The 24,402-nt window shown below is 67.3% G+C and carries 1 pseudogene (only partly in view); it reads right to left on the reverse strand.

Features of this window, described 5'->3' with window-relative positions:
- Window positions 1–24,402: pseudogene (locus ACWCPY_RS39335) on the reverse strand (hypothetical protein); its annotated part runs 5,510 nt beyond the window's last position; the annotation flags it as partial.

Genomic DNA, 24,402 nt, shown 5'->3' on the forward strand with positions numbered 1-24,402 from the left:
GCCAGCGTCAAAGCATCAAGACCCAGGTTGTCGGCGAAGAAGCCGGCCAGAGTCTCGACCACCGCGTGCAGGTCACCCGGACCGAGGAGGCCAGTCTCAACCAGCAGCCCACGCAGCTCAGGGAGCACGGGGGTGTCATCGTCGAAGGAGGCGTCCTCGTCGTCCGTGGAGCCGTCGGAGTCGTCGTCCATACTCACGTCGGAGCCCGAATCGGAGCCCTCGCCGAAGGAGGCGTCCTCGTCGTCCGTGGAGCCGTCGGAGTCGTCGTCCATACTCACGTCGGATTCCGATTCGGAGCCCTCGTCGGAGGAGATGCCCTCGTCGTCCGAGGCGGCGTCGTCCATGCTCAGATCGGAGTCCGAGTCGGCTTCCTCCTCGACGCGCGAGCTGTGCGGGTCCAGAAGGCGATCAGTTCGGTCCGGACCTGCCAGACCTGCAGTGGTGCCGATGGTCGGGGGCGTATTCGTGGCGGAGAGTTCGCCTGATTCTGGTGTGTCGACGTAATCGAACCGCGGCGTACGATCCGACGCGTTCCAGTCTTCGGGCGCGGGGTAGTACGCGGCAGGCACAGTGCCTGATGTCGGCAACGTCGGCACGGGCTCCCGCACAACGCCGGACCCGTCATCGGAACGATAAACAAACCAGGCCGTACGCCGACCCCCAGCAGACTCCTGGAGGTGCAGCAAGGGCGGCGCCGACTCGCCGGCGGCTTCCGTCACGGCCTTGTACCCGCGCACCACGTAAACAGCGAGACGCGACTGCGTGGCGATTTCCCGGTAGAGCCCATCCCACTGAGGAGCCGAAGCGCCCCCGTCCTCGGAGCAAGCCAGCACCGTGATGCTATTGAATCCCACATCCCGTAGAAGGCGCAGCGCGTAGCCGACTTCGCCGGGTCCGGCCGTCCTGTCGGAACCGTTGACCGTGGCGAGCCGCAGTCCGTCCGCGGACCCATGTGAGGCGAAGTAGAAAGTGCCACTGGCCGTGGTGGCAGGCATCGCCATTGGCGAACCGGTCAAGCGGCCTTGCGCGTCCATGCGCCACACGACGTAATGCCTGAGCTGGCCCAGACGCCGGTAGACGCCAGCACGGCGCTGCAACCCGGCAACGTCGAAGGACACCTGCCCGATCAGTCTGCCATTAGCCCCACCCACAGAGCGTACGGCAACATCGGGCCCCCAACTCGTGACGCCGCGCGCATGTCTCACAGGTGCCGACGTCCCATCGGTCCGCGTCGTCGGGCGCTGCGGCGTCGGCCTGCTGGAGTCCGGTTCCGTCCTTCCGCCTGGGCCGGTCGTGGCGGGGAGTTCGGGGGTCTGCAAGATCGGTTTGGTCTCCCTGACCCGGACGTACCTGTACAGCTCGCCCGTCACAGGGTCCCGGCGGACCTCACTGTTGCGCCCCGGCTCCAACTCGAGCCTGACCGAGTCCGGGTAAATCGCCTGCCTCGACTGCGGATCGGGCGAGAAGAGCGACACATCACGGGCGGATGAGTTCTCCACCTCCACCAATACCCGATGCCACACCGCACCACCGTCACGTCGGCCGGTGTGCCCGGTCCGGTCCAGAGCGCGCAGGGAATCCAGACCCGACCGCTCGTCCAAACGGCCCCCTTGGAAGGCCGGCACCCTGATCTGCTCCGGACTCCCCAATGCCGTCCCGTCCACATTGCCCGACAGCTCCCCCGGCATCCAGACGCTCAGCCACACCGAAGCAGCTACCCGCGGCAACAAGAACAACGCCTGCTTGGCCATTCCCAAAAGCTCCGGCAGGTCAGAGTTCACCTCATCCGCGAACTCCTTTGCCAGCGCGGCCAGCTGCTCCTCCGGCACGGAGCCGGAACCGGCCTCCCGTGCCAACGCACGGACCTCCGGATAACGCATCAACAACAACGGATGCGCGCCCGAACCATCACCCAGAACACGCCCGAGGACGGAACGCACCTTCTGGCGCAGCAGCGCGAGGCCCGCCTCCGGCCCGGACCGCAACGAGGTGTATCGGTCGCTGAAGAACACCGCGTCCGGCCCGGCCAGCACATACAGCGCAGTCACATGCCCCCGATGCAACCTGCCCACAGGAGAGGGCTGGTGGCGCTGCCGCCACTTGTTCAGCGCCTCCGCCCGCGCCTGCCCGCCGTGCAACGGGACATCTCGGTAAACCGGATTGCCCAGGGCCGCCTGCCAGACCTTCCAGATCTCCGCCTGAACCCGCACGTCCCCGATGATCTCCGGGGTCAGCCACTCCCCGACACGCTTGTCCCACCTCCGCACCTGCGGCAACCAGTCCGGCGACGGACTCTCCGTCCCCTCCCTCCGACGGTGCAGCACCCGCCGCGCCCACTCATACAGATCAACCGCGTCCCCGGCCAAAGCCGCGTGCTCCAGCACATCGTCAGTCCCGACAGCGACCTTATGCGACGCTCGGAGAATCTCGAGGAGCGTGGCCTGCTGACCGGGCAGCAGCCAGCCCATCAACGCCTCACGCAGCGCCACCAGTTCCTCAGCAGGTGCCTCCGGCACCAGCTGGCGGTATTCACTCAAAATTCTACGTATCCACTGAGGCCCGCCTCTCACCAGGAATCCGCGCTCGCGGTGGAACTCCCGGTAGTAGGAGCTCTTCTTGACGTTCTCCAACACCAGCCCCGGGAACGGGCCCGGCCCCAGAAGGCCGTGACGGAGTGCCGTCATGATCTCCGGCAGCGTCGCCCCTGACGTGGGATTCAGCAGGCGCTCCACCTCGACCCGCGCGACGTCACCAGTCCGGGTGCCAGGTGCGAAGAACGTCTTCGCAACGCTGGTCGGATCCGACCCGGCAGACTCCGAACGCACCCGGTAGACGTTCGCCAGCGCGCGGCGCGTCCTGGCCAGAACCCTCTCGTCCTGGGACAGTTCCCCGCCCAGGACGTTCTCGTACGTCTCGCACAGCTCCTCCCACTGCTGCTGGCCCGGCTCGTCCTCCTCGTAGAAGGTGCTGAAATACAGGCCCCCCGGACCCGCGGAATCCCGATGCCGACCATAGGCTCGCAGCGCCGCCTCAATCTCGCCGTCATCCCGCGAAGCGAAGTCCTTCCACGAAGGCCACTGCCTCGCAGGATCTTTCAGCAGGAGCGCCGCCGTCGCCACCCGTCCCGGCTCCCGCAAATCCCATTCAGTGGCTACAGGCACGCTCGGCGCCATGCTGTCGTGGTGATGCTTGGCCGCGTCGGCCACCAACTGGCCGCTCTCGTCGGCGTTGGGCCGCTTAGCACCCCCGAAGCAGGAGTAATGGACGAAGCGAGTGGTGCCAGGAAATGCCTTCATCAGGTTCGCAACGAGACGGCCGAATTCTTCGGGACTAAAATTTCTGCGTCCGTAGCGCGAAATGCCTACCATCACTCCTGGAAGGCCGTGAATAAACCCAAAGAAGTCGTTGGGGTTCCATTTCGCAGGAACAATTCCCATTCCCTCACCCGGGAGAGAATGTCCATTCTTATCTCTGAATCCTACCCATTGGGTATACCGCATCAACGGATGATGGGCTGACCTGCCATTGGAGAGGTGCTCCGAATTGAGAACCGCCATGCCTATGAACTCGCCATTCGGGCCAAGAATCGGGCGCCAGACGATCGCCTGGTCCCATGGCTTCGCGGACGGAAGCTGCTGCGCCTGCCCGACTTCGACGAAAGTGACGATCTGTTCGGACTCCAGATCAAGGACCGGCGTGCGCTTGTACACCACATAGGTCACCGGCGAGGGAGTCAACGCCCTGTCATGATGCGGAGTCCGGGAGAACGGGCCGATGTCGCGACTGGAGGAATCCTCCCGCACGTGCCACACCGTGGGACGCCCCTGGGCCGCACCCGAATACAGCATGCTGTCCAGCGCCGCCTGCTCGCTCATCGACACAGCATGCAGAGCCGGTGTCGTGAACATCTCCGACTCACCCGAAGACCCAGCCGCACCGACCGGTTCCACCGTGGACCACCACACCGGCGTGTACGTCGGAGGCAGCAGTTCCGCCGCCTCCTTCGCCATCTCACGGTGCGCCTGGAAATCCCCACGCCGCTCGTACGCCACCTCCAGCGCACGGCCCACAATCTCGCCCAGAACCTGCTCCGACCCGGCTTCCCGGTTCGGACTCCGCAGCCATCCCTCATTTAGGGCATTTTCGATCAATTGGACAAAATGCTCGTCACGCATCAGCAGAAGCGGGAACGAGCCCCGGTCACCGCTCGCGAGACCCTCCCGGAACAGCGAGCGCAGCGCATCCCGCCGCGCCGGGTCCGTCTGGCCAAGGGAGAACAACAACACACCATCTGACCCACTGGCCAGATAAAGCGCCAGCAGATGCGCATCCTTGACGTTCTTCGTCAGCAGGTCACGTGCGGCGTGACGCAGCAGCCACTCCCTCATCTTCGCCCGACGCTGCCGCCACACCTCCACGGACGCGTCCGACAGCTGCCCGTAACCTCCCTTCCAGGGGTGCAGGCCCGTGAGTTCACCCAGACCGGTGAGAACGTCGCCTTCCCCGGAAGCCGCCGTAGCGATCCAGGCCGCCCGCTCCTCGTACATCACCCAGTGCGGAAGCCGCAGACCAGCCTTCAGGGCGCCGTTCACATGAGGGCGTTCCAGAGAGCTGAAGTACCCGTCCGCCCAGGCGTAGAGCAGGGACGCATCAGCCCGCTCGGGATCTCCGAGATCGATGTCGGTCAGATCGCGCACACCCGCCGCGTGCGAAGCGACCAGCAAATCCGCCAATCCGTTACCCGCGTTGAGGTTGACAGCAATCAGAGCCTGCCGGAAGGAGAGCACTGCGGTCTTATGATTTTTGACCAACGCCCTGTACACGCCAAGCAGCCACGTCACACCCGCGAGTCGGCGCTCTCCGAGGAGATAGCCTCGTTGGCTCATCGAGAGGTACCAGGGGCTTGTCTTGTCGTACTCGGCATCCAGCGGAGGGTTGAGGGGCACATTGGCCGGGTTCAGATCCGGGCGGGCGCGCCACAGATCGACCAGAGTGCGCCCGCTGGCGGAGTTGAGGTGTACCGCCCCAATGAACGCCCACATCAGCTCATCGAGCGTCGCATCAGACCGCTGATCCAACAGCCGTTGCATCGCCGCCTTGGGGTCCTCCCCCGGGGGCAACTGGCCGAAGAAGGCTCGCTGGACCCCGGCCACGTCGCCATAGCCCTGGACCAGAGCGTTGTACAGCGCGGAAATAGCCAGTCGGGTATCTGTGACGACCTGCTTGTCGTTGGTTATCGCCTCGCCCATGGCCTTTTCGAATGCCTTGCCCCGTGCTTCCCATTCGTCGGTGCCGTAGTACTCGATGAACCGCACCTTAGGATTCGAAGCGTTCCAGTCTTCGGGTGCGGGGTAGTACGCGGCAGGCACAGCGCGTGAGACCGGCACCGGCGTCGGCACGGGCTCCCGCACAACGCCGGACCCGCCATCGGAACGATAGACAGACCAACCAGTGGGCCGTCCCTCAACTGCCTCCCGGATGTGGAGCAAGGGCGCCGATTCGCCGGCCACGTCGGTCACGGCTTTGTACCCGGTCGCCCGGTATACATCGAGGCCCGACTGCGCGGCGATCTCCCTGTACAGCCGATCCGACTGGGTGGCCGAAGCATCCGCGTCCTCGGACGGGTCCTCGTCGCAGGCCAGCATCGTGATGCTCTTGAACCCCGCAGTCCGCAGAAGGCGCAGCGCGTGGCCGACTTCGCCGGAACCGGCCGCCCTGTCAAAACCGCCAAGCGTGGCGAGCCGCAGTCCGTCCGCGGACCCATGCCCGGCGAGGTAGAACGTGCCGGTGGCCGTGGTGGCAGGCAGCGCCTTGCGCGTACCGACCCCGTCCTTCCATTCGATGTACTCACTGACTTGGTCCAGACGTCGGTAGGCGTCACGACGCTGCCAGGCGGGATTGTCGAATGTCGCCACGCCGACGGGCCTGCCGTTGTCCGCACGTACAGGGTGCGCGAGAACGTCGGGCGCCCATTCGGTGAGGCGGCGGTCGTCCAGGCGATGTTGCGGGTCGGTCACGAAGCCGCCCGTTACCAGGCTCTGCGCGGAGTCCAGCATCATGCGGACGGCCACTCGTCTGGGGAGGGTGAAGGATGCCTCGCCGCGTCCGCCGGGGATGCCGAGGCGCTGCCCGGTTCGCTTCAGTGTCGCAACGAGCCGTAGATCCACCTCGAACGACATCAGGACGGTCGGGCTCACCCGGCTGGCGATCAAGCCCTGGCCGCTCGTCGCCGACGCGCTGGAGTGTGTGTTCTCGCCGATGCTCCTGCCGATGGCCCCGTTGTCGTCGTGGACGGTGTACTCCCCATACCTCATCCAGTTGGAGGCTCCGGACACGGCCGCGGCTTCGGAGCCGGTCGAACCGCTGCCGTGGCCTTCGGAGGCGAGCCGGGGTACGCCTGAGGCGGTGTCGTCATACTCGAGCACCAAGTTTTCGTCGGAGAAGTCGAGGATCTCGCCGCCTGTGAACCTGGCATGGAGGGAGATACCGAGGTCCTGTCCGCCGCGTACGCCGAACGTGTAGAGGTTGGGCAAAGGGGCGCCCGTCTTCGCCAGCATGGGCAGCGACGCCGTCAGCCACTCGTTGGTGAGGGATTCGCGGTTGACGTAGGACTGCGCGGTGCCCGTCCTGGTGATGTCGCTGTCGACGCGCAGCTGCTTTGCCAGGGCTGTCAGCGTGTCCTGGACCAGCGGTGCCCCCTCAAAGCTGAGGACCTGAGCCTCCGGCGGGAGGTCGGCACCGTAGCCGCGCCATTCCTCCAGCGTTTCCGGCAGCGGGAACTGGCCCGTGGCTGCCATGTGCCCCTGTTGCTCTTCGAGCGCGGTCATGGCGCGGACGTCCGTTTTCAGGACGCGATAGAGAAGATAGCGGTCGTCTTCGCCAGTCACTGGTGCGTCGAGCGCCACAGACACGAGAGGTTCGCCCGTACCGTCGGTTCCCGGCGCGTACAGGTCGAGCCTGGCCCCGGTCACAGGGATGCGCAGGCGGACGACATCGGCGTCTGGGAGGACGACGGTGTCGATGGTCGCCTCACGGCTGCGACTCTTACTGGCCGCTGCCGTATTGGCGAGCGCCATCGCACCGGATGCCAGCGGGGCAAGCGCACCTACGGCGCCACCGACGGTAGTCACGGGCAAGGCGACCGCGCCGACGCCCAGGCTACTTGTCGTGGCCTTCGCATTCACCTCGTCGACCGACGCGTTGGTGGTGAACACCATGTACTGGCGGTCCTCCGGGCGGTCCTCGAAGGTTCCCGGGCCTCGGCTGACGACGAACCGGGCAACGTAGGCGTCCTGCGATCCCTTGCGGAACAGCTCGACGGGGACGCCGCCGTCGAGGGCGCTGCCGAGCAGACCGACGGCACCGATCGGATCGAGCACGGCCGCAAGACGCTGAACGTTGCCTTGGGTGTCTTGCAGGAGCTGGACAGGCAGCAACTCCTCCGCCAGTTTCCTGCCGAGCCCTCCCTTCAGTTTTGCGCCGAGCTCCTGCTCAAGTGTCGTGCGGAGCGCCGGCAGAAGGCGGGCGAAGTCCGGCAGTTTGTCGAAGGCGCCGAGGCCGAGCGGGCCGGTGCCGGGCAGTTTGAGGTCCGTGTCCTGGACGGCGGCCTGGGCGACGGTCCGACCCGTGTCCGACGTGGTCTCCTGCGGCTCACCGACGGGGGTCGCGGTCGTGTCGGCAGTCGTGTCGGCCGGGGCGGTGCCCTCGGTGCGGAGTTGCTCCGCCACCTGTTCCTCGATCTCCGTGCCGAGCCCGAGGGCGCGCGCCTGGCTCACGGTGAGCCAGGCCATGACGGAACCGTCCAGTGCCATCCCGTCCGACTCCACCCGGGGGGCGCCGCCGCGCGTGGACGCCTCGGCGACCATCAGCACCTCGAGGTCGGCCTGGACCAACACGACCCGGTCACCGATGCGGCTAATCGTCGTCCGGATGATCGAGCCGGAGGCGCCGGTCCGCTGCGCGGTCGTCCAACCCGCGTTGTACGCGGCTGCGAGCCCGGAGAACATCCAGAGCTTCGGATGGGCATCTCCGGCCCCGGAGACGCCAAGCCCCAACTCCGCGGCCAGCGTGCGCTGCTTGCCGCTGCCGACCGAGTGCCCACCGCCCAGAGAACTCTTGACCTTGGGGCCTTCCGCCACCCGAACCACCTTCGGGTTGATCGCGTGGAACCGCATACCGACCGCGGCCTCGACTCCGTTCCACCGCCGGTTGTAACGCAACCCGTCCACGACCCAGGCCCCCTTGAGGGCACGCGCGAACCCGGCCTCGATCGACTCCGCGCTCAGCCGCTCCTCGATGGCCAGCGCCGGGTCGAGACCGGCGGTGGACAGAGCCGTGTCATTCCCCGTGGCCTTCACCATCAACCGGTGGGCGAGCGCCTGGATGCGCTGCGGGTCTCCCACCGATTCCAGCAACAGCCATTCGGTCAGCCGACGCTGTCCGCCCGCCGGGGCAGCCCACTGCGGGTCAAGGAGCGTGCCGATGCCCAGTACCGGCGGCACGGTGATCACCCGTGGCGGGGACACGACCGCCGGCCGTGCCGCGGGCAGAGTCATCGGCGCGGCGGTGATCAGTTGCACAGGCAGCTGCGGTACCTCTAGCAGCTTGACGTCGGGGCCGGCGGGGTTAGTACTGGCGAGCGTGCGTACCTCGGGCGCGTGCCGGCCCGGAAGCCCCGGCGTAGCCCAGCGCCGCCATGCCCGCTGCACCTCCACGGAAGTGACGGTCACTTCGAGGACGAGGCTCCCCTCGAACGCGCTGGCCTCGTCCGTACCCTCGCTCAGGACGCTCTTCAATGCCTGCGGACCGGCCTGGGCGCTCTGCCCGGAGATCCTTGCCATCGTTGCCGAACCGCTCATGTACAAATGTCCGGGAATAGGCTTGGCCGAGAACCCGAGACGCACCATCACGCCCTGCTGGGACTCTCCCCCACTCTGGCTGCCCGAGCTGAACGCGCGCCTGGTCTCGACACCCCAGTCAGGGATGTCCCCCCGGTACGAGGTCTCCGGCGTGGCCTTGACCCGGACGGCCACGAATTCGTTGTCGGCCAAGCCCTGGCGTTTCAGCTGGACGACGATGCCGTTCGTGAACAGCGAGGCCTTCTGCGCGCGGAATCCGCTTGAGGAAACCGCCTGGATCAGCGCGCGGTGATTGTTCCGCTGCCTGGCCCTGTCGGCCTCGGTCTCGAAGCGGCCCGGCGCCGCGGCGCTCGCCCCGTACTTCGGCAGGAACCCGTCCAGCCGATTGTCCGTCCCGAACAGCTTCTCGATCGCCGTCACCAGTGGGGCGGTGTCCACCGAACCGAAGGCAACGCCCGCTCCTCGGGCACCGAGCGGCAGGAACCGGTCAAAGCCCGGATGCCGCACCAACTGCTCCGACTCCACGCCGGACGGCAGCCGCAGGCCCAACGTCCTGGCCTGATCGAGCCGCAGGGTCAGCCACACGGTCAACTCGATCTCACCCGGCTGTGCCCCGGCCACGCGGGCCTTCGGCGACAGCGGGCCCGTGCCCTCCACCGTGAGCCGCACCCGGGCCTTGTAGAGCACCTTGTCGCCCCTGATCTTCGCGCCCTGCGTCGAATCCACCCCGGTGGACTGGGACGCCATCCGGCTCCGACTGAGCTTCAGACCGGGCTGGAAGAAGAACCGAGCTTTCGGACCACCGGGCACCGCATGGAACCCGACGATGGGTCCGGCCAGTACCTGCCCGCCATAGGTCTTGCCGACCTGTGTGCCGTCCGCCCGGCTGAACCTCCACTGCGCCTCCGTAACAGGGGCGCCGGCCAAAGAAATCGGGGTGATCGCGGTGATCCGCGCGTTCATCCGGTAGGCGCCCTGGACGCTGCCGTCACGGCTGGTGAGGTCAGGCGAGCTCGTCCAGCCCTCGAGGGCGGTCGGAAGGTCCTTCAGGATGCCGTCGAGCGAGGTCTTCGCGATCGCCGTGGAACGGCCCATGGATCCTGGAGCCGTGAGCGAGGGATGCAGAACCGAGCTGACGCTTCGGAAGAGACTGTTGTCGGGCAGTCCCTCACGCAGGGCGGGATACACGGCAGTCAGAGACAGCGAATCCGCCAGCGCGATCGCGCGGGCCTTCTCGGCATCGACAGATTCGGTGTAGTCCTCGGCAGACCACTCCCCGTCCTTCACAAGGTGCTCGACGGGCAACCGGGCCACGACCGCGCCCTCACCTCGCAACACCCCGCCCTGGACAACACCCGCCTTCTCGATGGTGACGGCCCACTGCACCTTCCGGGGGACATCAACCGTGCCTGTCTTATGCGTGATGCTGCGGGTATCGGTGAGGCTCTGACTTGTTGTCGTGCTGACCGTCCGCTGCCCGAAGGCCACGTTCACCGCGCCCGCCGCTCCCGCCACCAGACCAGGAGTGGGGGTCGGAACCAGGACGAAACCCGTGACCCCGACGGCGTAACCCGAGAAGACCGCAGCGGACCGGGAAGTACCGGCGGACGACTTGTTGGTCGTCTTGAGCTCCGGGGGCTCTTCAGAATGGCCGATGGTGGTGATCAGCGGCCGCTCCTCCTGGGGGTGACGGACCATCGCGACACTCACGTCGTACCAGCCGCCGTCAATGCCCCGCACATGGAACTGCTTGCCTGCGCCGACGAACCGTCCAGGCCACTTCCGCAGCTCCTGGACGATCGGGTCGTCGTCGCTGCCGGTCAGCGCGCGGATCCTGTCCGCGACCCATACGTCGCCTTCCAGGCTGTGGAACGTGACGGGGCCCGCGGCCCACATCCGCTCCATATAGGCAGGCAGCCGCCAGCGCCCTTCGAGGGCCGAGGATGTCCCACCACTGCCGGAGACGGTGCCGACGGCGGTGCCGGGGACGGCGCCGCCGGTCCCCCGGGTCAGAGTGTCCTGTCCAGGGCTTCCCTCATTCCTGCGGCCAAGGCCGTCGTTGACGGGGCTCTCAAGGCCGGGACGGACTCGCTCGCGGACCAGGAGGCGTACGTAGCGCAGCCCGGTCGGCTTGTGCTGCCACTCCGTACGGCCCACGACATCCAGCACCGCGTCGTCCGCGTAGAGTGCCTGCCCCCGCCCACGGCCGTCGGAGAGGTCGGAGATGTCCCTGGCTGAGGAGCCGACCACCTCGACGAGCACGGGGAGGTGGGCGTCGGGACGCCCGGCTGCCTGAGCTGCCATCGTCTCCAGCACCGCGAGCCGGTCGAGTGACGTGCGCTGGAAACGAGGAACGCTGATCGAGTCCGGGACGGCGGCGCCGTCCAGCAAACCGGGTACCCAGGTGCTGAACCAGACAGGCCTGGCCACGCGCCGAAGCTCACGCAGCGCCGCGGCCGCCGCCGCGATGTCCACGGGCAGCCGCCTGTGGCGGATGTCCACGAGCTCGTCCGCCGCTGTGAGCAGATCGATGACGACGGGATCCCCCTCGCCGAGACCTTCCCCCAGGAAGCGCGACGCGATGGCCCGCTCTGCGTGGTGCTGGAACACCGGATCCTGCATCAGCAGCGACGGGAAAGGCGCCCCGTCCGGGGTGATACTACGCAGGACAGCAGCACGGATCTCGTCCGCCAACTGCTGGCGTCCGCGCGCGCCAGCCATGAAACTCGCATCGAACAGCCAGGCATCCGAACCGGCCAGCAGGCTCAAGGCGTCTTCCGCCCGACGGCCGGCCAACTCCAGGTGTGGCTGCGTCAACCGGTCGGCCGGAGCGCCCGCGCTCAGCGTGCGGGAGACATAGGTCCGGTGGCCCCACTCGTACAGGTGCGCCGCGTCAGCGGCCACGGCTGCCGACGCCTCCGCTCCTTGCCTGCCGCGGAACACCTCGTCAGCGGCGTGCATCACGGAGAACAACGACGCGGTGTTGCCCGGCAGCAGCCAGCCCGTGACCGCGCGCATCAACGCTTCAATGCCATCGACGGGGGCATCCGGAAGAAGCCGCTTGTAGGCCTCGAAGAGGTGTCGGGCGAGCAAACCCTCGTCCCGGATGACCAGGAAGCCGCGCTCTTCGACATACTCCTGGTGGAAATCGGCATCGAGCGGCGTGGCAGCGCTACGCAGGACCGGGTTCTTCCCCATAAGCGCGTGGGACACCGCGACCATCAGATCGGGCAGTGTCAAGCCCGAGTCCTCGTCCACCAAGCGGTCGAAAGCCGCCTGAACGTCAAAGGTGCCCGGGTTGTCGGTGGCGAAGAACTCCTCCCTGGCAGCCTCCTGGCCCATTGTCTCGCTGTAGGCGTCGAAGACCCGGCGGACGACGGTCCGGGCAGCCTCGATGGTGCGCGGATCCGCGGCGACCAGCCCCCCGAGCGCACTCTCGTGCCGCCTGGCCTGGTCCTGCCAGCCCAGGCCCGCGTAGAGCACTCCGGCCCACGCCGCCGACCGAAGTCCGGTTCCTGTCGCCGGTGACGGCGTCCGCCGATCAGGTTGCCCGGCGCCGACAGATGAATGCCCCGGCTCGGTGAAAGTGACCGTACCGATCCCCCGGCCGTTACCGACGACGGGCCGGTTGACGGTCCCCGGGTCCCACTGCGCCCCGGGCAGGGGACCCGCGACCACGCGGCCCCTGACGTGAATGTACGTCAGTCCGCTCGCGTCGAGACGTGTCGTCAGCTCAAGGACGTCGACGGTGTCCCTCCGTTCGAACAGGACCGTGCCCTCGTCCGGGAAGCGGGAGAACAGGGAGATGTCGCGCCCCGTGGAACGCTCCACCTCCCACATCACCGGACGACGGCCCGAGCCCAGCGAGAGCGCCTGAGCACGCGCCGTCTCCATACGGGTCGTCGCCCGGTGGAAACGCGGCATCATGACGCGCGCGCCCTCGGCCGGGATGCCCGCCTCCTCGCCGGCCCAGTACACGGTGGACGTGACGGGCGGCAATCCCTCCAGTGCCGCGGCCGCCGCCGCCCTGTACTGCCCCAGTTCGGTCCGGATGTTCCCGGCCAGCCGCTCGGCCCGTTCGATCAACTCCCGGCGGAGCTCTGCCAGCCGCTGCCCCTCCCGTGGGGCACCAAGCAGCGCCTCCATCTCGCCGACCAGTTCCCGGAACCCCGCGTCACGCAGGAACAACAGGGGCAGCGAAGACCGGAAGTCCAAACCGGAGGACCGGTCAGCCGCCGCGAAAGCACCCTCAACCGTCTCGCGTACCCGCTCGTTCAGCGCCGTCGTGTCACCCAACCACTTGTCCAACAAGCGCGCATCGGGCCCGCTCATCAGGTTCAGCGCATACACCTGAGCCGACCCGACACTGCGGAGCGGCCCGGGATCACCATGGCGCAGCAGCCACTCGTGCAGTGCCTCACGCCTCGCGCGCCAAACGGGCACGGACTCCCGTGGCACCGGCCCACGGTGGATGCCGTCACCGGACGCACCGATCATCCGGAGGATCGCCTGCGGGTTCCCGCCCTCACCCGAGACATCCGAGGACCGCCACGCCGTCGAGCGTGAATACAACGACCAATGCGGCGGAGCGAGCACGTGCCTCAGCGACCCGCCGTCGTCCCCAGCTGTCTCCAACGACGTTCGGACAACTGGCTGCTCCAACCGCCCGAGCGGGTCGAGCCTACTGTCCGACCAGTCGTAGAGGTCCGCGGCCTCGACCTGGGAAAGGTCCTCGCCGGCGGGGAGCGGATCGGCCGCATCCCGCACACCGGCACGGTGCGAAGCCTCCAGGAGATCGAACAAGGAGTACTCACCCAACGGCAGCTGCCAGCCCAGCAACGCCTGACGGAACACCAGCGGGTCACCGCCGGGCACGTTCAACCATTGGTACGCCTGGAGCAGCCACTGCATCGGATCCGCCGTGTGGCGCCCCAGACGCACACCACGCGTCTGATGCATCTCCGCGACCCCGTCGGCACGCAGCCGGCCGGGCTCGGGGCGGTGTGCAGGTCCGGACAGGCGGGCGGACCAAGTACCGCTACGGAAACGCCACTTCATTGAAGACCACCAGCGACGCATGGTCGACGGCAGCACGGTGACAGCCTTGGTGACCCCCGACCATCCTGTCCGCTTCTCGTCCTGACGTTCCCTCAGCAACCTGCTGAGCGTGTAGGTGTCCGCCGGGTCGGCGTAGGCAGCGTTGGCGAACGCCGTCATCAGCTCGTGAAGGCTCGCGCCAGCCACCGGGTCGAGCAGCCGCCGCATGGCGGCCTGGAGCTCGGCCGCGCCCCGGTGCCCGGGGAAGAACGCACGCAGAGCCTTGACCGGCCCGTAATAGGAGGACAGGTACTTGAGCAGCCTCTCAACGGAGTCACGAGCCTGCTCGATGACCACCGGATCGGCAGCTATGACCCTGCCCGTCGCCCTCTCGTACGCCTCGCTTCTCGCCGGCCAGCTCGGATCGTTGTAGGCCTCGGTGGACAGCGGCGAGATCGCCACCTCCAGGCGGCTCGTACCGTGCCCTTGGAGGGGGTCGCCGTCCGAGGGCGACACCGCGGTCTCGCCAGCCTCCGCGTTCTGGCGTATCGGCGCCGACTGGTCGGTGCCCGGGTCGTCCTCCTCGGGTTCCACATCATTCACCGCGCCGGCTGCCTCGTGGTCCTCGAGCAGCACCTCTCGGGAGTATTCGTCGGGGAACTTCCCGTCGCGTGCGACGTTCTCGCGTAGTTCTTCCTCGGTGAGCGGGTAGATCCTGCGGTACCGGTCCAGGTCGTCGACATAGTCGAGGGCCGGATCATGGTCGGGCAGTTCGTCCAGGGCGATCTGCACGCCCCTCATCACCTCGTGGAAGGTGTGATGCCCCCCTCGGGCCACTTCGGTCCCGTGACCGAAGGGAACGGGCAGCATACCGGCGAGCACGGCCAGTCTGACCAGCCCGAGATCCAGGTCAATCCCCCATTGCTGGTTCATCCGGATAGCGTGGTGCATAAACCGGTAGGCGCTGCCCGATATCCCCGACTTGACCAACCCACCGGCCAGCTCGGATCGCTGGTGAAGGTCAGCGGAGAGGGGAATGTTGATATGACTGGGCGCGAAGATCCAGGGCAGTTTCTCTCTCTTGCCGATGAGATTCTGTTCCGCCTTACTCAGCGGGGGCAGAACATCGTCGACCGGGATTCCGACGCGCATATTCTCAGCGGCCCGCTCGTACGCCGCTTTCAGCTCCCGCTCGTAAGGAATCAGCTCCACCCGACCGCTTTTCACGAGCTTTGAAACCTCGTTGTACCGCGCCTCTGCCTCTCGAAGGCGCGCCTCTAGCTCAGTCGTTCTGAAGCGGGGGTCGGCGCGCAGCACGCGCTGCTCCTGGATCACCTGCGGTTCCTTTTCCTTGCCCCCGAGGAGGTTGGGGATCAGCTCGCTGCTGAGACCCTCGAACAGGAAAGCCATCCGCTCACGCAGGTTGCCGGACTCGACCACCTTCTCTAGGTGCGCGCGGCCCTTACCGACCGCACCAGGCTGGCCTGTGACCGTGGTGCCGAACCGCGTCAGATCCACGCCCGCGGCCACCGCGTGTTGCCACGCGGCACGCGCCATCCGGCCGAACTCCTTGTTGGCCTTCTCCAGCACGCCCAGATACACAGCCAGGTTGTTCTCGAATCGCTCCGCCTCCCCCAGATAGCGGATCCGGGAAAGGACCAAACTTTCGTCTGCCGTGTCCCAGGTATTGCCCCCCGAGACCGACGGCGACAGGGCGGCAACCGACCCCGCCTCACGCGCCGACCCGTTCCACTCCTCGGGCGCGGGATAGCGCGCGGCAGACACAGTGGGTGGGGCCGTGACTCCGCGCACATCACTCACCGCGTCAGCAGCCAATGCCCTAACCGGCTGCGGCCTACGGCGCTTCGGCGGCTGCTGGTCGAGGTCTTCCTCCAGGCTTCTCTTGGCGCGAGTCGTGACGGGAAGCTCGGCAGTCTGCAAGACCTGCTCGGCCTCACTGGCCCGGACGTGCAGGTATCGCTTGCCCGTTTCCGGGTCCTGGCGGACCTCACTGAGCTCCCGTTCCACCACGAACGTGGCCGAGGCCGGGTAACGCGCCCCCCTCGACTGCGGATCGGGCGAGAAGAGCGACACATCACGGGCGGAGGAGTTCTCCACCTCCACCAACACCCGATGCCACCCTGCACCACCGACACGCCGGCCGGTGTGCCCGGTGTGGTGCAGAACGTCCAGGGACGCCAGACCCGACCGCTCGTCCAAGCGGCCCTCCTGGAGGGCCGGCACCCTGATGTGCTCCGGACCGTCCACCACCCTGTCGCCCACATTGCCCGACAGTTCACCCGGCATCCAGACGCTCACCCACACCGAGGCGCCTACCCGCGGCAACAGAAACAACGCCTGCTTGGCCATTCCCAAAAGCTCCGGTAGGTCGGAGCCCACCTGATCCGCGAGCACCTCCGCGCGCCCGGCCAGCTCCTGCCCCGACACGGAACCAGAACCGGCCTCCCGCGCCAACGCACGGAATTCCGGATCACGCATCAACAGCAACGGATACGCACCCGAACCGTCACCGAGGACACGCCCGACCACGGAACGCAGCTCCTGGCGCAGCAGCGTACGGCTCATGACCGGCCCGGACCGCAACGAGGTGAGCCGGTCACTGAACAGCACCGAGTCCCAGCCGGACAGCACGTACAGCGCGGTCACATGCTGCTTGTTCAGCCTGCCCACAGGAGAAGACTGGTGACGCTGCCACCACTTACCCAGCGCCTCTGCCCTCGCCTGCCTACCGTACTCGGGAACATCCGGGTGGTTCGGATCGTCCGAGACGGCATGCCAGATCCCCGACGGAACCCGCACGCCCCCGGTGATCTCCGGGGTCAGCCACTTCTCGACCCGCTCGGCCCACATCCGCACGTGCGGCAACGACTCCGACGACGGGTCCTCCGGACCGTCCCCCCGACGGTGCAGATCCCGACGCGCCCACTCATACAGATCAACCGCGTCCCCGGCCAAAGCCGCATGCTCCTGCGCATCGTGAACTCCAACACCGACCTGATGCGACACCGTGAGAACGTCGAAGAGCGTGGCGTACCCGCCGGGCAGGAGCCAGCCCATCAACGCCGAACGCAGCGCCACCAGCTCCTCGGCGGACGCCGACGGCACCAGCTTCGGGTACTCACTCAGCACAGCGCGTATCGCCGGGGGCTCGCCCTTAAGCAGGAACCCGCGTTCGTGGTGGAACTCCTGGAGATACCTCTCGCCCAGCTCGCCCCCTCCCCTGGGAAGCGGTCCATGCCCCAGAAGGCCGTGGCGAAGTGCCGTGAGGATCGCGGGCAGCGTCGCCCCGGACGTGGGATTCAGCAGGCGCTCCACCTCGACCCGCGCGTCGTCACCAGTCTTGGTGCCGCGTTCGAGGAATTTCTCCGCGACGCCGCTCAGGACGGAACCGGCTTCCCTGGCGCGGGCTCTGTAAACGTCTCCCAGTACTCTGCGGGCCGATGCCAGAACCTTCTCGTTCCGGGCCAGCGCCTTGCCCAGGTCGGCCTCGTAGACCCCACACCAGGACGCCCACTGCTGCTCCTCGCGGTAGAAGCCGGCGAAGTACACGCCCTGCCCAGCCGAATCCCGGCCGTGTGTACGCAGCGCGACCTGGACCTCGCCGGGACTCCGCGGCGCGAACTCCTCCCACGAAGGCCTCGGCTGCGGGGGTTTGTACAACAGAATCCCCTGCGCTCGCAGCCCGTCTTTCGTTGACACCCCGTATACACCCGCGGCTGAGGTAGGAGCGCCTGTGAGCGTGCCTGCGTCGGCCATCAATTGACCGGAAGGGTCGGCGTCGCGCCGTGAAGCACCCTGAAAGCAGGAGTTAATGATCAAGCGAGTGTCAGGATGTTTCATTTGAGCCCTGGCAAAGCGGCCGACTTGTTCGGGGCTCAGCTTTCTGCGCCCGTAGTGCGAAATGCCCTTCATCGACCCGTCTCGAGAGCCGTGGAGAGCTCCCCAGAAGTAGCCGTCGCGGTTCCACTGCGCAGGAACTGTCCCCGCATGCCGGATGACCTGCCGCGTTTCTTTATCGGCAAATTCGACTAGCTGGGAGTCCGGTAGCAGCCGGTAGAGAACCGAGCAGTCCTGACGCCAGTATTGCGAATTGAAGATCGTGAAGCCGATGAGATCGTCGTCCCTCAGAAGCCTGCGAGAGACGATCTCCCGGTCCCATGCCGGCCCGGACAGAGGATGCTTCCGCTTCTCGCTGAGGATGACGTAATCGACTGTGAGGCCGTACTCGGGAAGGTGGACCGATTTCCTCTCTTCCTCCACGAAGGTCATCGGCGAGGGATGCACTGCCCTGTCACTACGCGGAGTCCGGGCGACCGGGCCGATGTCACGGCTGGAGGATTCCCGCACGGACCACACCGTGATACGCCCCTGTGCCTCACCCGCCCCCATATTCAGCACACTGTCCAGCGCCGCCTGCACACTCGTCGACACAGCGTGCAGAGCTGGCGTCGTGAACATTCTCGGCTCACCCGAAGACCCAGCTGCACCGAGTGGTTCTCTCGTGGCCCACCACGCCGGGCGGTAGATCGGAGGCAACTGCTCCAGCGCCTCCACCGCCATCTCACGGTGTGCCTGCAGCTGCCCGCCCAGCCCGCCGACCATCTCAAGCGCACGGTCCACAAGCCTGCTCAGGAAGCTCTCCATCTCGGCTTCCCGGTTCGGATCCTGGGGACCCATACGCATGGCCTGACCGGCCAACCGGCGAAAGTCCTCGTCAAGCGACAGCAGAAGCGGGAACGAGGCGGGGTCTCCACTCGCGAGCCCTTCCCGGAAGAGCGCGCCCAGCTCGTCCCGCAGCTCATCCTTCCGCGCCGGGTCCGTCAGCCCCGGGACCAACAACTTGATGTCCGACCCACCGGCGAGATACAGCGCCGACAGATGCTCCGGCGGTACGTTTGCCCTCAGCAGGTCAGCCGTGGCATGGCGCTGCAACCATTCCCGCATCTTCCGCCGACGATGCCGCCACGTCTCCACGGCTATGGGCGACACCTGCCCGTAGCCGCCGATCCAGGGGTGCACGCCCGTGAGTCCGCCCAGGCCGGACAGAACGTCGCCTTCCCCGGAAGCCGCCGTGGCGAACCGGCCCACCCCCGTCCGGTACATCACCCAGTGCGGAAGTCGCAGGCGGTTCTTCAGGTCGGCGTTCACGTGAGGGCGTTCCAGAGAGCTGAAGTACCCGTCCGCCCAGGCGTAGAGCAGGGACGCGTCAGCCGATTCGGGATCGATATCCGTCTCATCGCGCACTTCCGCCGCGTGCGCGGCAAGCAGCAAGTCCACCAACCGTTCGCCCTCGTTGAGGCTGGCAGCGAACAGAGCCTGCCGGAACGAGAACACCGCGGCCTGATCTCCGGCGTTGAGCACCGCCAGTGCGCGGAGCATCAGATAGACACTGGGGAGTACACGCTCTCCGAGAAGGTAGCCGCGCTCAGCCATCGTGCGCCGCCAGGCCTCGTCGTACGGAACGCCAGGCCCGGAATAGAGGGGCACCTTTCCATGGTTGAGATTCGGTCGGGTGCCCCACAGATAGGTAAGAGTGCGCTCGCTGGCGGAGTTGCGGTAGGTCGCATCCCTGACCGCATCAATCAGCTCAACGAGCGTCGCGCCGGACCGTGGATCCAAAAGCCGGTCCATCGCCGCCTTGAGGTCCCCTCCAGGGGGCAACTGGCGGAAGAAGGCCCGCTGGACCCCGACCACGTCGCCAAAGCCCCATACGAGGTAGTCGTACAGCCGCTTGACAGCTGCTCGGGCCGGCTCGACGTTCATCGTGTCGTTGGCCAGGGCTTCGCCCAGGGCGTTTTCGAAAATTTCGGCCTGCCGTGACCAATGACCCGCTTCGTAGAAAATCTTGAACCGCGGCGTACGATCCGACGCGTTCCAGTCCCCTGGCGCGGGATAATGCGTGGCAGGCGCAGTATCCGAGACCGAGGGTGATGTCGCGGGCAGAGCCGACTCAGCGTCCAAGTTCCTCTGAGGACCGCCGAGACCAGACCCTGCGCCGAGGAGCGCAGCGGCGACATCGTCCGCGATGGAATGCGGCTGCCGCGAGGCCGACAGCGCAGACGGCACAGACAGGCTTGCTGCGTCGGCCTCCTGGATCCGCTCGTCCCTCTGGGGGGAGTTCCAGCCGTGTTCCGGGTACTTAGGGGCGGGGACCGGATCGGTCCGTTCGCCGGTGGCCCCGGCGGAGGTATCGAGGCGTTGGCGTTTGTGTGGCCGCTCGTCGGAGGGGGCCGGTTCGACCACGGGCGCGCGGCCAGGCAGGGGGGTGACCTCGGAGAGCGTGACCTCCATGTAGATCAGACCCTTGCGGCTGGTGAGCAGTTGGGTGCTCACCACTTGGAATTCCATGCCAGGCGGGTAGCTCACCTGACGGCGGGTCGGGCCGCTGTTGAACAGCGTGGTGTCGCGGCCGGTCGAGTCGGCCACGCGGTAGACCCGCCAATGACGGTCTCCATCGTCCGGCAAACGGTCGGCGTTGGCCGGGCGTACGAACGCCTCCTGTGCCCGCGAGGTGGCGGTGAGGACCTGTGTGGGATCACTGACGATCCGCGAGCCTTCGGCGGGCAGGGTGTCGGTCGTGGCCAAGCCCTCGACAACCTCGGCCCACCACGCCTTGCGGCTGAACGGCGGCAGCGCCTTCAGCGCCTCCAGCGCGCTCCAGGTGTGGGCGGGGAGCATCCGCACCGTGCGTTGGGCGTACTCGTCGAGGCGTTGCCGCAACCGCTGGGCGGCCTCCGATTCGGAATGACTGGCGTCCCCGTGCGCCACCACCTCTTCGAGCAGGCTTCGGAAGCCGGGGTCTCGGGCGAGCAGCAGGGGGAAGATCCGGGCGTCTCCGCCGGGTTCGCTGCCGGTAGCCGCTTGGGCCTGGAGCTGTGCCTGATGGATCCACGTTCGCACCCAAGTGATGAGCCTCTCGGCGGTTTGCGGGCTGGCGCCCACTTCGTTGAGCACGGCGGTGAGGGCGAGCATCGGGGTCTCGGCGGCGTCGCTGTGGATTTGCAGCGCCGTGATGTGACCGGGCGTCAGGCGGCTCAGCGCGGTGGTGTCCAGCAGGCCGCTCGGAGCGTAGCTACCGTGCCATGTCCTGACACTGTCGATTTTGTTCTGGAGGTGTTCGGGCAGATCGGAGGCGGGGTAGCCGACCGGGTCGAGGATCATCTGCCGCATCACTTCCGGGGCGACGGCTCCGGATGGTACGGACATCCCGCCTACCAGCGTGTTGTACACCTGCGTGTACGGCGGCACCAGTTCGTCGCTCTCAGGAGCGAGCCTCAGGTCCGTCCATGTGTACAGGGCAGAAGCGCGGGTGAGGGCCTGTTCGAGTTCGGGCCAGCGTCGACCCGGGCTGATGGCGCCCAGCACGTCGGAGAGGGAGTGATCCCCCGAGGAGAGCGCGTGCGCCAGCACGGCCTTGATGAAGAGGTCGTAGCGTCCGGGCATGCCCAGTGCCTGGTAGACCTCGAGCAGCCAGGCCGCCTCGTGGCCCGGACGCTCACCTAGAATGAAGCCTTGCCGCAATGCGTTAAGGCGGGCGACGAACGGGTAGCCGACGGAGACCCGGATCCGGGGCTGGACCCGCACGCCCTCGACCCGCAGATGGGGCATCTGCTTCCACAGGTTGCGGAGCGTGTACGGCACTGCCCGGGTGTTGCCGTGCGCGGCCCGGACGAACGCGTCCATCAGCTGGGGGAGGGATGCCGCCTCGGACTCGTCGAGGAGCGTCCTCAGGGCGGCCTCAGGGTCCTCCGTGCCGCTGCCCTCGCGGTCCAGGAAGGCACGGGCTGCGTCCACAGGCCCGTATGTGCGGGCGAGCACTTGGTGCAAGTGGGTCACCGCCTGCCGGGCCTCCGCGATCACGGCGGAGTCGGCGGCCAGGGCGGTGCCGAGGGCTCTCTCGTAGGCCTGGATCGTCTCATGCCAGTTCTGCGCGTCGGTGGCGATGAGTGCTATGAGGCCCACCCCGCCGTCGGTGGGGGCGAACGCGCGGTCGAGCTCCTGGAGCATCGATGTCATGCGGCCCCGCGCGTCGGCCATGTTGTCCCGGTGGCGGAGCAGCAGGGCTTCGGCCAGAGACGCGCGGTCATGGTGCGCCGAACGCTGGAACTCCCCAAAATGGCGGGCAGCCACCTCTCCGGGGGTTTGAGGGTCGGCGAGGGCGCTTGCCAACCGGCTGCGGAACGTGTTCGCGAATCTGGTGAAACTCGTGAACTCCTCAATCGACATCGGGTCCTTGGAGCGGGACATCTGGTGCTGGAAGCGCGACCAGTCGTCGTCGAGCTCCGTCGCCGCCCAGTCAGCACGCAGGGCACTGCTGGCCGCAGCCATTGCGTAAGGGTCCACCGTTCCGTCGGGCAGGTAGCGACCGTCCCCGTCCGGGTTGAGCACAGCCACGGGAGCAGGCCACGGGGTGTTCCGCGCGTCGCCGCTGAGGTCGACCGGAACCCCTGAGGGGAACTTGGCCTCGGGCCGGTACAGGCTCGATATCACCCCGGCGAGCTCGTCGTCGTCCCGCAGATCGAGCACCCATCGCTGGAAGTCCCCGCCGATCCGGTCGATCTCGCGGAGCACCGACAAGGCGATGCCGTTCCGGACGTCCGCGCCGTGGAAGATCTCGTCCTCCAAGGAAACGGTGGCGGTGCGCCGCTCCTCAGGCGCATCCGGATAGGTGTTGACCCACTTGAAGACGCTGTCCGGAGTGTCGTCGCGATCCAGCAGCGTGGAGGTGCGGACCGGTCCCTCGTGGCCGGGCATCCGCAGCTCGGGGCCGGCCGACAGGTTTCGGTGGTCGTGCAGGGACACCCAGCCGTCTAGTCCGGCCAGCGCGTCAGGGCCGAATTCCATCCTGGTCAACCCTATGGGCGTCTGCATCGGCTGGACACCGAACTCGAACCCGAAGGAGACGAAGTCCTGACTGCCGAACCAGGAGGAGCCGTCCCACGCGCCCTCGTCAAGGAACTCGTCGCCTTCCCGGTCGAGGGAGGCTGTCGAGGACAGCACTCCTTTGTTGGCAATCGCGTGGAACGAGGTTGTCGTGTGCGTGAGCCGCAGCGGCAATTCCGCCAGCCGGTCATACAGCTCGTGCCACTGCGGATCCTCAAGCCGCTCCGCCAGTTCGGCCCGCAAGTTGGCCAGGTTCGACTGCGACAGGGCGCGCACGAAGGCCGACCGCCGTGTGTAAGGGAGGGAATCGATGCCGGGCATCGCAAGCTGCCACTGCTCCCCGGTGGCCAGCAGCGCGTACGCCCCGCGAACACGCAAGTTCCTGACTTGGTGCGACAGTTCGCTCAGCTTCCGCGCCGAGACCAGGCGCCGGCTGCCGTTGGGCGCGTTCTCCTCCCGGCCCTCGGCCACTGCCGTCGCGCGTTCGCGTGCGGCGGCCACCACGGGTTCGTACAGGTTGCGGAGTCGGTACAGTCCGCCGACGCGAGCCGCGTCGTGGACGAGCCCGGCCAGCGCGCCGGCCAACAGATCGGCCGACTCGCGAACCCGGGCAGCCAGATCCAGTGTCGCCTCGCGGGGCCCCACGGCCGGATCCGCGTCCGCGAGCAACTGCTCCAGGATGTTCAGATCGGCTTCCAGCTCCTGGCCCCTGGCCTGGATCTCGTCGCCGGTCCATATCACCCGGTCAGGGTCGGCGACACCGACCGCGCGCACCGCACTGTCGAGACGGGAGGCGTACACGCGAACCGCGGCGGCCGTGGCGGCCTCTCCACTCTCCGCCAGCTTTTCGATCAACAGGTGGAGATCACGCTGCGATACGGAGCGACCGTCGACCAGATGAGAGAGATCGGACCGACGGGACGGCGGCAATTCCCGCCACTCGGCCAAGGAGAGCACGCCTTCAGGAGCCTCGTCGGCGGACTTGAGTTGCTGGACCGCGCCCCGGTCGAAGAACAGGTACAAGGACTCGACGTCGACCGAGGGATCCAGGGCGCGAAGCACGCTCTGCCGTGTGCCGCCGCGGACGGCAGATGGGGCCTCCCCCTCATGCTGGGACAGGTTCGGTGTGTCCGTCCGGTCGCCGACGAGTTCGGCGAAGGGTGCCTTGGTCCTCACCCTCTGGGGAACGGTGTCGGTCTGGGCCAGCTGGATGTGCTCGTACCGCTGCCCCGACTCGTTCTCGCGCCAATCCCGTCGCAGCACCTTCAGCTCTGCCAACTGCGCGAACAGCACCGCGCCACGCGCCGGATCAGCTGACGCCGACGACACGTCACGAGCCGAGGAATCCACCACCTCGAACAGCACCGGATGCCCACCGGCCGTGCCCGACAATGGCAGCTGCTCCAGAGCGACCGATTTTCTGAGCGACCCTGCATGGAACCGCGGGACGACCACCGCCGCGGGCCCCTCCTCGGCTGACGGCGCCCAACCGGACCGCCACACCGACGCGCCCACCGGCGGCAGGAGAGCCAACGCCTCCTCACTCATGGCCAGATGCTCCGGTGCTTCCGCGGGCAGGCCATCGACCAGGCCCTCGTCCACC

Source organism: Streptomyces sp. NPDC002403 (assembly GCF_053593015.1).